The organism is Rhodospirillaceae bacterium, assembly GCA_028819475.1.
Taxonomy (GTDB): domain Bacteria; phylum Pseudomonadota; class Alphaproteobacteria; order Bin65; family Bin65; genus Bin65.
The window spans coordinates 21830-36227 of sequence record JAPPLJ010000002.1 but is presented as its reverse complement, the minus strand read 5'-3'; the positions used below and the strand labels follow the sequence as shown (position 1 = coordinate 36227).

Sequence of the window (14398 nt, the reverse complement as noted above, 5' to 3'; positions counted from 1 at the left end):
CTCTAGCCCTCCGGCGGTGCGGCGCAAACCCGGTCGTAGGCGAAGCGCTCGCCGATCAGGCCGTTGTATTCATAGATATCCAGCGTCGCCTCGAAGGCATCGGGCGTGATCTCGATATGGGGCGCCCAGCAGCCGAGTTGCTGGTAGGTCGCGATGCAGCGTTCGAGCACGGGCAGGTCGATGTCCGGGAAAAAGGAGTCCTCGGCGCGCGCGACCTCGGCGGCCGGCGTCTCGTTGAGCCAGCGCCGGGCCCGGCGGTAGGCGCGGGTGAAGGCCCTCGCCATATCGGTTTCCAGCCAGTCCGGCCGGGCGCACAGGCTGGAGAAGCCGCAGCGGCCGACCTGGAGCCCGACCTGCGCCACGACATGGCCGATCCCGTCGGCCTCGAGCTGCTGGGGGAACGGCCCCTGCTGCTGGACGTACGCGCCCTGCCCCTCGCGGAAGGCGCGGTCGATATCGGCGGCGCCGCCGGGATGGATGGCGGCAATCTTCTCGAAATCAATGCCGGCCTTGTGGCAGGCATATCTGAACATGGCGAGCGGCTGGCCGCCGCCGAACAGCACGACCTCCGCGCGCTCCAGCCTGCGCCAGTCGAAATCCGCATCCGGTTCCCGCCCGGTCAGGAAGAAGCCGTCCATCTCGTTGATCTGGGCGAAGTGGACGACGCCGGGCGCCTCGCCCTTCGACAGCGGCCCGAAGGCCTGGCTGAGCGCCGACTGGACGACATGGGCCGAGCCGTCCTTAAGGGCCGCGATGGCGGAAACGCCCGGCGGCGACACCGACCAGTCGGCCTCCAGCCCTTCCTCGGTCAGAAATCCGCCGGCCATGGTCGCGATCAGCGGCGAATAGAAGGCCGAGAACAGGGAGAACTGGATATGGATGCGGGTCATGGGCGGCAGTCCTTGCGCAGGATCGGGCGCGACCGTGCTAGCCCGCAAAGACCGTGCCGTCCATCAACTTGTTGGCGGTGCGCAGGATGGCCGCCGCGGCCACGCTGCCGTCGTCGGCCAGCGCCGCGATCACCGAGGTCTGCCCGGACGGATGCTCGATTTCCAGCGTCTTCGGGTTGCCCGGCGGCAGGGCGGCGAGCGCCGCGGCGGGCGATTCCGGCAGCAGGCAGGCCGTGGCGACGCTGACTGCGCCGAGCACGCCGATGGTCGCGTGGCAGCGGTGCGGGATGAAGGTCCGGGTGTTTATCGCCCCGCCCTGTTGCGGCGCGCTCACCATGGTCATTTTGGGCACCGTCTTCGCCACGACGTTGCCCAGGTTCATCAGTGGGCCGCAGGCGAGGCGCAGGCGTTCGAGCCTGATCTTCAGGTCGGCATCGGCATCCAGCACCTCGCGGCTTTCCGTGCCGGCGATCCCGGCGTCCGCCGCCCGCAGCACCACGCAGGGCATGCCGTTGTCAATCAGCGTGACCTCGATCCCGTCGATCCGGTCGACCGGCCGGCCGGTCGGCAGCAGCGCGCCGCAGGTCGCGCCGGCGGTGTCCCGGAACTGCAGCGGCACCGGCGCGGCGGCGCCCGGCACGCCGTCGATCCGGGCGTCGCCGGTATAGCGGACCGCCCCACCCGGCGTCTGCACGGTCGCGGTCGCGGTCTGGCCGGTATTCACCAGATGGATCGTCACCGGCGTTTCGCCGTCGCGCGCCGGCGCGAGGCCGCGCTCGATGGCGAAGGGACCGACCCCGGCCAGGATGTTGCCGCAGGTCTGGGCATCGGAGACCAGCGGCGCGTCGACGCTCACCTGAAGGAAGAGGTAATCGACATCGACGCCGGCGCGCACCGACGGCGAGACCACCGCAACCTTCGAGGTCAGCGGGTCGGCCCCGCCCATGCCGTCGATCTGGCGCGGATCGGGCGAGCCCATGACCCGGCGCAGAAATGCGTCGCGCGCCGCCGGGTCGGCCGGCAGGTCTTCGGCGAGGAAATAGCCGCCCTTCGACGTGCCGCCGCGCATCCACAGGCAACGCACGCCGCTTGGAATCTCGTCAGACATATTTCAGCCCGGCGGCTTCGAGGTCGCCGCGCATGCCGTACATGTCCAGCCCGAGTTCGCCGGCGGCGAGTCTCCGGCGCTTCTCGTCTTCGTTGGCGATCCGGGCCTGGGCCTTCGCCAGCACCTCAGCGGCCTCTTCGCGCCGGACGATGCAGACGCCGTCGTCGTCGCCGACCACGACATCGCCGGACCGGACCGGCGCGCCGGCGCAGACCACCGGCACGTTGACCGAGCCGGGCGTCTTCTTCACCGTGCCTTGGGCGCACACCGCCCGCGACCAGACCGGGAAACACATGGCGGTGAGGTCCTTCACGTCGCGCACGCCCGTGTCGGCCACCAGCCCGGCCGCGCCGCGGGCCCGGGCGGAGGTCGCCAGCAGGTCGCCGAAATAGCCGGCGTCGGACGGCGCGGTGACGGCGAGGACCAGCATGTCGCCTGGCTGGAGTTGCTCGATGGCGACATGGACCATCCAGTTGTCGCCCGGCGGCGCGAGGATGGTAACGGCCGAGCCCGCCGCCGCCGCGCCGGCATAGATCGGCCGGATGGCGGAGGCGAGCAGCCCGGTGCGCCCCTGGGCCTCGTGGACCGTCGCGACGCCGCATTCCCCCAGCGCCGCGATGACCGCCGGATCGGCCCGCTCGATATCGCGGACGACGACGCCCATCACAGTTCGTCCACGCAGCGCGGGAACACGGCCTGGAAGCCCTCAGCGTATTTGCAGTCGCGCCCGCCGGCCATGCCGCCGGAATTGCGCCGGAAATGGTTGCCCCGGTTCTCGGCGACGTTGGTGTAGTAGGCCCAGAGATGGTGCTGGCCCTCCATGCACTCGATGGCGGCGCGCTTCTTCTCCCAGACCGGCGTGATGTCGAGGAACACGTTCGGCACCCAGCCCATCTGCTCGGTCTGGTGCGGCTCGAACAGATACATCTGCGGCGCGCCGAGCACTTTCTCGCCGGGATTGTGGCCCCAGGCCTGGGCGATCATCCGCGCCTCCATGGTGAAGGCCATGGTCGCCATGTGGTCGGTGTTGTACGGGTCGTATTTCGAGTGGGTGAGGATGAAGGACGGCTGCACCGCGCGCAGCACGTCCACCAGCCGGTATTTGGCGGCCTCGTCCAGAGTGAGCGGATAGTCGCCGAGGTCGAAACAAACCAGGTCATGGGCGCCCAACGCCTCTGCGGCCTTCTCCGCTTCGCTGCGCCGCACGGCCTTCACCCCGTCGAGCGTCGCGCCGTCCTGCTTCCACAGCCGGGCGCTCTCGCCGCGCTCGCCGAAGGAGAGGCAGACGACCGTGACCTCGACGCCCTTTTCCTGGTGCAGGGCGATCGCGCCGCCGCAGCGCCAGACGAAATCCGCCGCATGGGCGCTGACGACAAGCGCTGTCCTCCGGTCGCTCATGGCGTTTTCCCGGTCAATTCGGCACCGCCCGCCCGGTCCGCGGAGTCTCCGCCTATGGCGCGGTGCGCGATCTGCGGATCCTTTGCGATCATGGCAAGCAGGACACGGGCGTTCCCTTCCGGCCGCTGCCGGCCCAGTTCCCAATCGCGCAGCGTGGCCTCGTCGACACCGACGCTCCTGGCGAAATCGGCTTGCGACAGGCCGGTGCCGGCCCGGATCGCCCTGACGTCGAGTTCCGGCGTTTCGGTCCTTTCGACTTCGGGAGGGCCTTCGCCCCGTGCCCTGGCCTCGGCCTGCTTCAGGTCTTCTTCGAATCTTTCCAGCACGTCGTTCATCGCCTGCTCCAGCACGTCAGGGTGGGCGCGCCCGCGGCGGGCCGGCCACGCCGGCATCACGCAGCGCAGCCGGAATGACCGCGTTGACGCGACACCCAAAGTGTAGCGCCGGTGAGCGGCCCGGCAAGAGCCCCGCCCGGATAGCGGGTTGCGGAACGGGCGGTTCGGCCCTTAGAAATGGCCGGCGACGCGGCGGCGCGGGCGACAGTGCCGATCCGGCCGCCGGAAACCGAAGGGAGAATCGCATGTTCAGGTTCACGACAGGAACGATCCTCGCCGGCAGCCTTGCGCTGGCGGCCGCCGCCGAGGCCCGCGAGATCAAGGTCGGCTTCATCGCGCCGAAATCCGGCGGCGCGGCGCAGCTGGGCGAGCAGCTCGAAAAGGGCGCGCGCCTCTACATCAAGCTGCACGAGAAAGAGCTTGGCGGCGACACGATCAAGCTGATCGTGCGCGATTCCAAGCGCCCCGGCGGGCCGATCGCCAAGGCCGCCGCGCAGGAGCTGATCGCACGCGAGAAGGTCGAGATCCTGGGCGGCGTCATCTTCTCGCCCAACGCCATGTCGATCGCGCCGCTGGCGACCGCCGCCAAGGTGCCCTTCGTCGTGATGAATGCCGGCACCTCCTGGATCACCACCCTGTCGCCGAACATCGCCCGGGTCTCCTTCACCATGTGGCAGGCCGGCTACATCATGGGCGAGCACGCCGCGACGGCGCTCGGCTGCAAGACGGCGATCTCCGGCTACACCAACTATCCGCCGGGCAAGGACAGCGTGGCCGCCTTCAAGCGCGGCTTCGAGGGCGCCGGCGGCAAGGTGATCGATTCGATCCCGATGGGCGGCCCGCGCGAGGCGCCGGACCTCACGCCCTTCTTCCAGCGGGTCAAGGACAAGAAGCCGGGCTGCTTCTACGTCTTCGTGCCGGGCGGCAACCATGCCGCGGGCGCGTCCAAGACCTATCTCGCCCTGCGCATGAAGGAGGCCGGCATCAAGTTCATCGGCCCCGGCGACCTCACCCACGATCTGCAATTGCAGAGCATCGGCCCGGCCATCGCCGGCACGACCATCGCCATCCACTATCACGCCGATCTCGAGAACGCGGCCAACGCGGCCTATCGCAAGGCGTTCAAGGCCGAATACGGCAAGGATGCGGTGAACGATTTCGTCAGCGTCGGCGGCTATGACGGCATGGCCGCGGTGTTCCACGTCATCAAGTCGGCCAAGGGCGGCAAGATCACGGCGGACGGCGCGATCAAAGCGCTGAGAGGCTGGACCCACGACAGCCCGCGCGGAAAAATCTCGATCGACCCGGTGACGCGCGACATCGTCCAGAACATCTATGTCGCCGAGGTCGTCAACGATAACGGCACCCTGCGCCACAAGACGCTGAAGACTATCGAGGCGGTCAAGGACAAGTGCAAGGAACTGAAGATCGGCCGGTGCGGAAAGTAGCGAAATCCGCTAACCTGTCCGTTCAACAATATCGAAACGGAGGAGTGCCATGTTCAGGGTCACCACCGGACTCGCTCTCGCCGGCGCCGTCGCCTTTGCGGCGGCGGCCGAGGCGCGGGAGATCAAGGTCGGCTTCATCGCGCCGAAATCCGGCGGCGCGGCGCAGCTCGGCGACCAGATGGAAAAGGGCGCGCGGCTCTATCTGAAGCTGCACGCCAAGGAGCTGGGCGGCGACACGATCAAGCTGATCGTGCGCGATTCGAAACGCCCGGGCGGGCCGATTGCCAAGGCGGCGGCGCAGGAGCTGATCGCGCGCGAGAAGGTCGAAATCCTCGGCGGCGTCATCTTCTCGCCGAACGCCATGTCGATCGCGCCGCTGGTCACCGCCGCCAAGGTACCGTTCGTCATCATGAACGCGGGCACGGCATTTATCACCAACATGTCGCCCAATATCGCGCGCGTGTCCTTCACCATGTGGCAGGCCGGCTACATCATGGGCGAGCACGCGGCGAAGGAAATGGGCTGCAAGACGGCGATTTCCGGCTACACCAACTATCCGCCGGGCAAGGACAGCGTCGCCGCCTTCGCGCGCGGCTTCGAAGGGGCCGGCGGCAAGGTCATCGATTCGATCCCAATGGGCGGCCCGCGCGAGGCGCCGGACTTCACGCCCTTCTTCCAGCGCGTCAAGGACAAGAAGCCGGGCTGCTTCTACGTCTTCGTGCCGGCCGGCAACCATGCCGCGGGCGTCGCCAAGACCTATCTATCGCTCGGCATGCGCAAGGCCGGCGTCAAGCTGATCGGCCCCGGCGACATCACCCAGGACACGCAGCTCCAGGGCATGGGCAAGGCGGCGGTCGGCGTGATCACGGCGCACCACTACCATGCCGATCTGGCGACGCCGGAGAACCAGGCGTTCGTCAAGGCGTGGAAGGCGGCCTACGGCGCCAAGTCGACGCCGGACTTCGTCGGCGTCGGCGGCTATGACGGCATGGCCGCGGTGTTCCACATCATCAAGTCGGCCAAGGGCGGCAAGATCACCGCCGACAGTGCCATCGGGGCGCTGAAAGGGTGGAAATTCAACAGCCCGCGCGGCCCGATCACGATCGATCCGGCGACTCGCGAGATCGTCCAGAACGTCTATGTCGCCCAGGTCTACGAGGAAAACGGCGTGCTGAAACAGAAGAAGCTGAAGACCTTCGAGGCCGTGAAAGACAAGTGCAAGGAGCTGAAGATCGGCCGCTGCGGCAAGTAGCGGTTCGGGATCGATCCGTCAGTCCGCGCGGCGCCGGAACCGTCATTTCGACCGAGCGAAGCGAGTGGAGAAATCTTTCCGCGCCGAGATTCGGACCCTGTTCCGTACCGGAAAGATATCTCCGCTCCGCGCCCCTGCGGGACGCTCCGGTCGATATGACATTAGGGAGCGGCCGAACGGGCCGCGCCTGCCAGTCTGATGGATCGCTCTTTCCCTCGCCGACCCGACCCGCATCGTCTCTAATGGCAGCAGCCCTCGATATTGCCACGACGATCCTCGTGTTCGGCCTGGCCTACGCGATGCTGCTGTTCATCATCTCGGTCGGCCTGTCGATCACGATGGGGCTGATGGGCTTCGTCAACCTGGCCCACGGCGCCTTCGCCATGGTCGGCGGCTACATCACGGTGAAGCTGGTGACGCCGATGGGCGTGCCCTACCTGCTCGCCCTGGTGATCGCCTTCTTCCTCGTCGCGGCGCTCGGCGCGGTCATGGACCGGCTGCTCTACCGCCATGTCTACGGCCGGCCGGAGCTCGACCAGGTGCTGTTCACCATCGGCATCGTCTTCGCCTCGGTCGCCGGCGTCTCCTTCGTCTGGGGGCCGGACCCGCAGAATATCCTGCTGCCGGAAATGCTGCTCGGCGACATCGACCTCGGCTTCAAGAGCATCCCGGTCTACCGCGCCTTCATGATCGTCGCCGGCGGCGCCATCGTGGCGGCGCTGTTCTTCGGCCTGGAGCGCACGAAGATCGGCGCCCAGGTGCGCGCCGCGGTGGACAACCGGCGCATGGCGGAATCCTGCGGCATCCCGACCGGCCGGCTATTCACCATCATCTTCGCGCTGGGCAGCGGCATGGCGGCGCTCGGCGGCGGACTGGGCATCCAGATCCTCGGCGGGCTGAAGCCGGTGTTCGCCTTCGAATATCTGGTGATCTTCCTGATCGTCGTGGCGGTCGGCGGGCTGGGCAATATCCGCGGCACCTTCGTTGCCGCCCTGATCCTCGGCATCATCGATTTCGCCGGCAAGTATTTCCTGCCGGAAGGCGGCGGCTTCTTCATCTACGGCGTCACCTTTATCGTGCTGCTGTGGCGGCCGCACGGCCTGTTCGGGAAGGCGTGAGATGACCGCCCCGACCTCAGCCACAGCCGTACGAACCAACGGGGCCGCCACGGCCGCCCTGCTGCGCGCCCACCGTTTCCGGGCCATCGAACTGCTGCCGTGGGCGATCGCGATCGCCGTCTATTTCCTGTTCCCCGGCTACCGGCTGCTGGCGACGCAGATCCTGGTGCTGATCCTGTTCGCGATCTCGCTCGACCTGATCGTCGGCTACGCCGGGATCGTCTCGCTCGGCCACGCCGCCTTCTTCGGCACCGGCGCCTACACCGCTGCGCTCCTCGCCGACGCCGGCTGGCAGGAGCCGATCTCCGCGCTGGCGCTCGGTGCGGTCACCGCCGGGCTGCTCGGCTGGGTCTCGGGCTGGATCATCCTGCGCACGCGGGAACTGACCCTGCTGATGCTGACCCTCGCGCTCGGGATCATCCTCTACGAGCTGGCCAAGGACCTTGACGACATCACCGGCGGCTTCGACGGCATCAATTTCGAGAACAGCGCCATCCTCGGCCTGTTTCCGTTCGACGTGCTCTACTACACGACGAACTACTGGTACGCCTTCGCCTTCCTGGTGCTCGGCTTCTTCGTCGCCCGCACCGTCGTCCACGCGCCGTTCGGCCGCTCGCTGGTCGGCATCCGCGAGAATGTCCGGCGCATGCACGCCATCGGCACGCCGGTGCAGCAGCGCATGCGCCATGTCTACGTCATCGCGGCGATGATCGCCGGGGTGGCGGGCGCGATCTGGGTCCAGGTCCAGGGCAACATCACGATCGGCGTCTACGAGTTCGAGATGTCGGGCAATATCCTGATCATGCTGATCCTGGGCGGGACGGGGCGGCTCTACGGCGCCTTCATCGGCGTAACCGTGTTCACCATTCTGGAAAACCTGACCGAGACGGTGCTCGGCACCGATCCGCCCTACTGGGAGCTGGTGGTCGGCATCGTGCTGGTCCTCACCGTTCTGTTCGCGCCGCGCGGCCTGCTCGGCGTGTTCGACCCGCTGATCCGCCGCTTCCGGGAGCGCAGCGCATGACTGATGGTCCCGGGACCGCCGTTCTCGAGACAAAGGGACTGTGCAAGAATTTCGGCGCCCTGGTGGTGGCGAAGGATATCGATTTCGCGCTCGAGCCCGGCGCGCGCCACGCCGTGATCGGGCCGAACGGCGCGGGCAAGACGACCTTCGTAAACCTGCTGACCGGGGCGCTGCCGCCGAGCAGCGGTGCGGTCCTGCTCGACGGCCGCGACATCGCCGGGCTGGCCGAGCACGAGCGGGTCAAGCGCGGCCTGGTGCGCACCTTCCAGATCAACACCCTGTTCAACGGCCTGACGGTGCTGGAGAACATCTACCTCACCGTCGCCGAGCGCATGGGCGTGGCGACCGGCCTGTTCCGCCCGGTCGGCAGCCGGCCCGAGGTCGTCGCCGAGGCCGAGCGGCTGGTCGAGATGGTCCAGCTGCGGGACGACGCCGGCCGCACCATCGACGAATTGCCCTACGGCCGCCAGCGGCTGGTCGAGATCGCCATCGCGCTCGCCCTCGAGCCGCGAGTGCTGCTGCTCGACGAGCCCTCGGCCGGCGTGCCGGGGGCCGAGTCCCATATCATCCTCGACGCCATCGCGGCGCTCCCGGCCGAGATCGCCATCATGATCATCGAGCACGACATGGACGTCGTGTTCCGCTTCGCCGAGCGGATCACGGTGCTGGTCTCCGGCGCCGTGCTCGCCTCCGGCCCGCCGGACGAGATCGCGGCGGACGAGCGCGTCCGCGCCGTCTATCTGGGCCACGGTCATGGCTGAACCGCTGCTCGCCCTCGACGCGGTGACCGCCGGCTACGGCGCGACCCGGGTGCTGGAGGACCTGTCGCTCGCGCTGGGCGACCGGGAGAGCGTCGCCGTGATCGGGCGCAACGGCGTCGGCAAGACGACCCTGCTGGCGACGGTGATGGGCCACACGACGCTACACGGCGGCGCGATCCGCTTCGCCGGGCAGGACATCTCGCGCCTGCCGGTCCACCGCCGGGCGGTCGCCGGCATCGGCTACGTCCCCCAGGAGCGGGAGATCTTCCCGTCGCTCACCGTGCGGGAGAACCTGGAGATCGGGGCGCGGCCCGGTGTTGGAAGGGGCGCTGGACGGGGCGGCGGGAGCGGCAGCGGCGACGGCGCGGACGACTGGACGGATGCGCGCATCTTCGCCCTGTTCCCGCAACTGGAAGCCCGGCTGGGCAACGACGGCAACCAGCTGTCCGGCGGCGAGCAGCAGATGCTGGCAATCGCCCGCGCCCTGATGGCGAACCCGCGGATCCTGCTCATGGACGAGCCGACCGAAGGGCTGGCGCCGGTCATCGTCGAGGAGTTGGTGCGCATCCTGGCGGCGCTGCGCGACGAGGCCGGCGTCGCCATGGTGCTGGTCGAGCAGAACAGCGCCATCGCCCTCAACTTCGCCGAGCGCACCGTCGTGCTCGACCGCGGCCGCGTCGTCTACGACGGCCCGTCGAAAGCCCTGCAGGACGATCCGGAAAAGCTGGAACGCCTGGTCGCGGTGTCGGGGTGAGGCTTCGCGCATAACCGCGAGCGGGAGTCGGCAGAGACGGCAGGGCATCCCCCAAGGATTTCTCTGTTAAAGGGCCGTCGCGGACCCCTCCCCCTAACCCCCTCCCCCACGGGGAGGGGGATTCAGTCGGCACCTTCCCGCCTCCTTCGCCGTCATATCGACCGGAGCAGTCCGCAGGACTGCGGAGTGGAGATATCTTTCCCGCGCGGTGCAGGAGACGAAGCGCTGTGCCGGAAAGATTTCTCCGCTCGCTTCGCTCGGTCGAAATGACGGGCGGGGCGTATCGAAGGGCGGCCTCACCCGATCGTGCCGTCGGCGGCCCAGGTGTCGAAGATTTCCAGCGCCGTATCGGTGAAGGCCTTGTCGTTGATGTGGCAGTCCAGCTCGGTCATGCGGACGGGCGGACGGACGGACTTGCGCAGTTCGTCGGCGAAGGCGGCCATGCCCGCCGGGTCGTGGGCCTCGTAGCCCGCCCGGTCCCACTCCACGATGCCTTCGTTCGGCAGGATGAAATGCACCGGCCCCGTGGCCTGCGCCAGCCGCCTGCCGACCTCGCGGGCGATCTCCCGGCGCTCTTCCGCGGTGAGCAGGCCCGACTTGATGAGCCGGTTGTGGGTGTGGAAGGAGCGGTCGGCGAAGCGCGCCGGCGTTTCCTGCCAGGTCGGGATGTGGACCAGGCTGAGATAGCCCGGCGCGACGATCTGCGGAACCCCGGCCCGGCCGGCGCCCAGCAGCCGGTCCTCCCCGGCCTCGACAATGGAGCCCATCATCCGGTTGCCGACCTCGACGAGCAGGAAATCCATGACGCAGCAGAAGCCGCCCTGGGCCGCGATGCTCTCGAACGCCATGCCGCCCATACCGGTGGCGTGGAAGATCGCGATCTCGTAGCCGCGGTCCTCCAGCGCCGGCTTCAGCGTCTTCATGTAGTGCATGGAGGCCGAGCCCAGCGATGTCATGCCGACGACGGGGCGCCCGCCCGCCGGCGCCTCGGCGGCGCGCGCGGCGCCGAGCACGGCCCCGGCCGCCTGGCTGAGCGTCGCCTTGCAGACCGAGTTGAGCCCGTAGAGGCCGCCCGCCCAGAGGATCATCTGGATATCCGCCGACAGCCGGCCCGGCGGGATCAGCGGCGAGAAGGAGACCGTGGAGACGACGTATTTCGGCACGCCGAGCGGCAGCGCCTTGCAGATGTCGAGGGCCGCGTCCGTCCCCATGGTGCCGCCGAGGATGACGACGCCGTGGACCCGGCCCTGCCGGTGCAGGTCGGCGGCGAGCGCCGCGGCACCCCGTGCCATGATCTGCATGGCGGCATTCTCGTGGCCGCTATCGAGCGCTTCGCGGATCGAGCTGCCGCCGGCTTCGGCGACGGCGTGTTTCGACCAGTCTACGGGAACCGCCGGCTCGCCCTTCACGCCGATATCCATGGTGAGCACGCCGCCGCCGAGCGCCCGGATCCGCGCCGCGATATAGGCGAGCTCCGGATTCTTGGTGTCGTAGGTCCCGACGACGAGAATGGTCTTGTCGGTCATCGCGATGCCCGTCCGCGCCCGCCGCCAGCATAGCACCGATTGCGCTTCGGCGTGAGGCGGGGGCGGGTTTCTTTCCGGCCGCGCCATCGGGCGCTACAATGCCCGACCCGGATTCCTCCCCCTCTTCAGAGGGGGAGGCCCGGACAAGAATCGGGGTGGGGGTGAAGTGGCGTCAGGTGTGCAGCGCCGTAACGCGCTTGCCGGGACGTGTCGACGGCACCCCCATCGACCTCGCTGCGCTCGGCCACTTCCCCCTCTGAAGAGGGGGAAGGATCGGGAGGGCGCCGGCACACGAAACCAGGAGGCACCCATGCCGCGCGGTGTGATCGATTACGAGGCGCTGGCCGGGCCGTGGGCGCAGGGGCTGCGCAGCAAGGCGCCGGACGGGGCGCTGCCCTTCGACATCCGCAAGATCGGCCACGTCGTGCTCTACGTCGCCGACCTGGAGCGTTCGGTCGATTTCTACACGCGCGTGCTCGGCTTCCGGGTCTCGGACGTCTACCCGGACACGATGATGGACGGCGGCATGGTCTTCATGCGCTGCAACGCGGACCATCACGGCGTCGCCCTGGTCGGCGGCGGCGCGAAGCCGGGGGAGCGCGCCGGCCTGCACCACATGGCCTTCGAGGTCGCGACCATAGACGAGGTGCTGAAGGCGCGCGCCTGGCTGGAGGCGAACGATGTCGCGATCCTGTTCGAGGGCCGGCGCCGGGCCGGCGCGCAGGTCGCCGTCGAGTTCCGCGACCCGGACGGCCACTGGCTGGAGATCTACTGGGGGCTGGACGAGGTGGTGGACGGGGGGCCCGACGGCCCTGCCCCCGGCGGAAAACCCGCGATCCGCCCGCCGGAGGAATGGCGCGAGGTCTTCAGCCTTGAAGACGCCATCGACGACGCGCCGCCGGGGCAGGATACGGCGCTGGCCGATCCGTCGCTGCGGCGGGGGTGAGGGGGACGGCCGCCGATGCCCCGCTTTCCGGTGTTCGTCATCAATCTCGACCGCCGCCCGGACCGGCTCGCGACGATCTCGGGCGATCTGGATCGGCTCGGCCTGCCGTTCGAGCGCGTGGCCGCCGTCGACGCCCGGACCCTGCCGCCGGAGGACCGGGCGGACCGCAACCCGCTGTTCCGGGCCGGTTCGAAGGCCTGCATGCTGAGCCACGGCGAGGCCCTGCGCCGGTTCCTGGCGACCGGCTGCGGCGCGGCGATGATCCTCGAAGACGATGCCGAACTGGCGTCCGACCTGCCCACGGTCTGCCGCTCGGCCGACTGGTGGCCCGCGGGGACCGGGCTGGTCAAGCTGGAGCGGCCGAACAGCAACAGGAGCCTCCAGGGCCCGCGCTGCGGCCGGACGCCGGGCGGGCGGGAACTGCGCCGCATCGTGCGCTGGAACGCCGGGTCCGCCGGCTATCTCATCGACCGGGCGGCGGCGGGCCTCTTCCTGTCCGCCTTCGAAGGCGCGAGCGTGTCGACCGACCGCATGCTGTTCGATCCCCGCATGTCCGAAGCCGCGCGGCGCGTGCGGCCGGTGCAGGTCAATCCGGCGCTGGTCCAGCAGCGCGATACGGAGTCGGACATCCAGCCGACGAAACTGTCGATTTCGCGCCGGCACAAGCAATGGCACCAGCTGCGCCGCCGCAGCCTGCCCTACCAGATGCTGCTCCTCTGGTGGCAGCTGACCGGCCGGGCGCGCCGGGAATATGTCCGCTACAGCGAGAGGCCGGAAGGCGGGGCGGCGGAGAGCGATTGAAGACGGCGCGAAAACTGCGTGGAGCGATTCCAGTCGAGAAATATATCGCGTCAGTATTTTCGACTAACGATGGTCATCTGGCGCTGGTGCGAGACGTCCAAATCGGGATACTGCGATTCGATCACTCTGTGGACAGAGCTGTTATCTTCAATGAAATACAAGAACCTGTCGCTGAGGTGAGGCATTACGCTTTTCAGCGTGCATAGTATCGCTTCGTCCAAATGGCACCCATCGTCAATGCAAACGTCAATTTTATCGCCGTGGAGAATTTCAGAAAGTATTGTCTCGCCCGGCACAAATTGATCGTATGTATGAGTTTCCGGATTATTTGAGGAAAACGCACCACGGTCCAAAAGGTTTTGCCTGTTTTCCTCGAAGTGGCTCGTGTCGATATCGAATCCCAGTATCCGGGAGTTCGGGAACAGATCGCACCAGATTGCAAGGCCGTTCCCCCGGAGAATGCCGACTTCGGCGATCACCAGCCTTTCGTCGCGATCCAATGGCATCAGGTATTTCGAATAGTCTTTGGCGTAGCCGTGAAAGAGCATTCTGTCGCCGCCGCGCATCCCTGCTGTACCGACGATCTTTTCCGTACGCGGGTCTTGCGGGCTGACCTTCCTGCGGGTCACGCCTTTTTGAATTCCGCCATAGACAATTTCTCTGTGAATCAGCCAGTCAACGCTTGCCACCGGAAATTGATGATTGCGGTCCAGATTATTGTAGCGCTTGTATTGAATCCAGATTGCGGATTTTTTCAGCTTTTTTTGCGCCTTGCGGAGAGGCCATTCCATAATTTTCAGAGGAGATATGAACGACAAAGTAATTTCCTCATCGCGACCCATAGATTCGATCCGTAATATAGCGTCTTCGGGCAAATCGGACAAATATCGCGGGTGTGGTATTTTGGCGTATAGTCCGAATCGGGTGACGCTATGTAATTGTGAGGCTCGAAATTGTCCATCCGCGCTTCGCATTCCTGCGAGAGTAACCTGGCGTGGCCTCGCAATTTTGCTTCAAAGTGGCCTTTAGCTGAACCG

Annotated in this window: 15 protein-coding genes; 8 read left to right on the top strand and 7 right to left on the bottom strand. The window is 67.5% G+C overall.

The genetic code is table 11. The features are described 5' to 3' along the window. Positions 1-2: 2 nt before the first annotated feature. Genes OXM58_00585 through OXM58_00565 form a run of 5 tightly spaced genes read right to left on the bottom strand, consistent with a single transcriptional unit; the run spans position 3 to position 3788 of the window. Positions 3-890: a hypothetical protein gene (locus OXM58_00585; protein MDE0146843.1), complete on the bottom strand. Its 888-nt coding sequence runs from the start codon at positions 888-890 to the stop codon at positions 3-5. Between the two features lie 37 nt (positions 891-927). Beyond that, a complete protein-coding gene (locus OXM58_00580) occupies positions 928-1998 on the bottom strand; it encodes a 4-oxalomesaconate tautomerase (protein MDE0146842.1) in 1071 nt (356 codons plus the stop codon). After that, positions 1991-2662, bottom strand: a complete 672-nt coding sequence (locus OXM58_00575) for a 4-carboxy-4-hydroxy-2-oxoadipate aldolase/oxaloacetate decarboxylase (GenBank protein ID MDE0146841.1) — start codon at positions 2660-2662, stop codon at positions 1991-1993. The genes OXM58_00580 and OXM58_00575 overlap by 8 nt, the downstream gene beginning before the upstream one ends. Beyond that, a complete protein-coding gene (locus tag OXM58_00570) occupies positions 2662-3396 on the bottom strand; it encodes a PIG-L family deacetylase (GenBank protein MDE0146840.1) in 735 nt (244 codons plus the stop codon). Before OXM58_00570 ends, OXM58_00575 begins: the two co-directional genes overlap by 1 nt. Next, complete coding sequence (locus OXM58_00565) at positions 3393-3788, bottom strand: helix-turn-helix domain-containing protein (GenBank protein ID MDE0146839.1); 396 nt, start codon at positions 3786-3788, stop codon at positions 3393-3395. Before OXM58_00565 ends, OXM58_00570 begins: the two co-directional genes overlap by 4 nt. Before the next feature lie 188 nt (positions 3789-3976). Between OXM58_00565 and OXM58_00560 the strand changes: the two genes are divergently transcribed. From OXM58_00560 to OXM58_00535, 6 genes are all read left to right on the top strand, one after another. Then, a complete protein-coding gene (locus OXM58_00560; GenBank protein MDE0146838.1) occupies positions 3977-5179 on the top strand; it encodes an ABC transporter substrate-binding protein in 1203 nt (400 codons plus the stop codon). A 49-nt stretch (positions 5180-5228) separates the two neighbouring features. Next, positions 5229-6431 (top strand): ABC transporter substrate-binding protein, encoded by a 1203-nt coding sequence (locus OXM58_00555; GenBank protein MDE0146837.1) that lies wholly within the window; start codon positions 5229-5231, stop codon positions 6429-6431. Between the two features lie 242 nt (positions 6432-6673). After that, positions 6674-7549, top strand: coding sequence for a branched-chain amino acid ABC transporter permease (locus OXM58_00550; GenBank protein ID MDE0146836.1), 876 nt, complete (start codon positions 6674-6676; stop codon positions 7547-7549). Position 7550: 1 nt separating this feature from the next. Continuing rightward, positions 7551-8573 (top strand): branched-chain amino acid ABC transporter permease, encoded by a 1023-nt coding sequence (locus OXM58_00545; GenBank protein MDE0146835.1) that lies wholly within the window; start codon positions 7551-7553, stop codon positions 8571-8573. After that, the gene (locus OXM58_00540; GenBank protein ID MDE0146834.1) at positions 8570-9334 is read left to right on the top strand and encodes an ABC transporter ATP-binding protein; all 765 of its coding nucleotides are present in this window, start codon (positions 8570-8572) and stop codon (positions 9332-9334) included. The genes OXM58_00545 and OXM58_00540 overlap by 4 nt, the downstream gene beginning before the upstream one ends. Beyond that, positions 9327-10088 (top strand): ABC transporter ATP-binding protein, encoded by a 762-nt coding sequence (locus OXM58_00535; protein MDE0146833.1) that lies wholly within the window; start codon positions 9327-9329, stop codon positions 10086-10088. Before OXM58_00540 ends, OXM58_00535 begins: the two co-directional genes overlap by 8 nt. A 296-nt stretch (positions 10089-10384) precedes the next feature. On the opposite strand, the gene OXM58_00530 is transcribed toward OXM58_00535, so the two are convergent. After that, complete coding sequence (locus OXM58_00530; protein MDE0146832.1) at positions 10385-11614, bottom strand: Tm-1-like ATP-binding domain-containing protein; 1230 nt, start codon at positions 11612-11614, stop codon at positions 10385-10387. 310 nt (positions 11615-11924) lie between these two features. Here OXM58_00530 and OXM58_00525 point away from each other — a divergent pair, with 310 nt between their 5' ends. After that, positions 11925-12560 (top strand): VOC family protein, encoded by a 636-nt coding sequence (locus tag OXM58_00525; GenBank protein MDE0146831.1) that lies wholly within the window; start codon positions 11925-11927, stop codon positions 12558-12560. Positions 12561-12575: 15 nt separating this feature from the next. Next, complete coding sequence (locus OXM58_00520) at positions 12576-13361, top strand: glycosyltransferase family 25 protein (protein ID MDE0146830.1); 786 nt, start codon at positions 12576-12578, stop codon at positions 13359-13361. 50 nt (positions 13362-13411) lie between these two features. Here OXM58_00520 and OXM58_00515 read toward each other — a convergent pair whose 3' ends face one another. After that, the gene (locus tag OXM58_00515; protein MDE0146829.1) at positions 13412-14203 is read right to left on the bottom strand and encodes a hypothetical protein; all 792 of its coding nucleotides are present in this window, start codon (positions 14201-14203) and stop codon (positions 13412-13414) included. Positions 14204-14398: the final 195 nt, after the last annotated feature.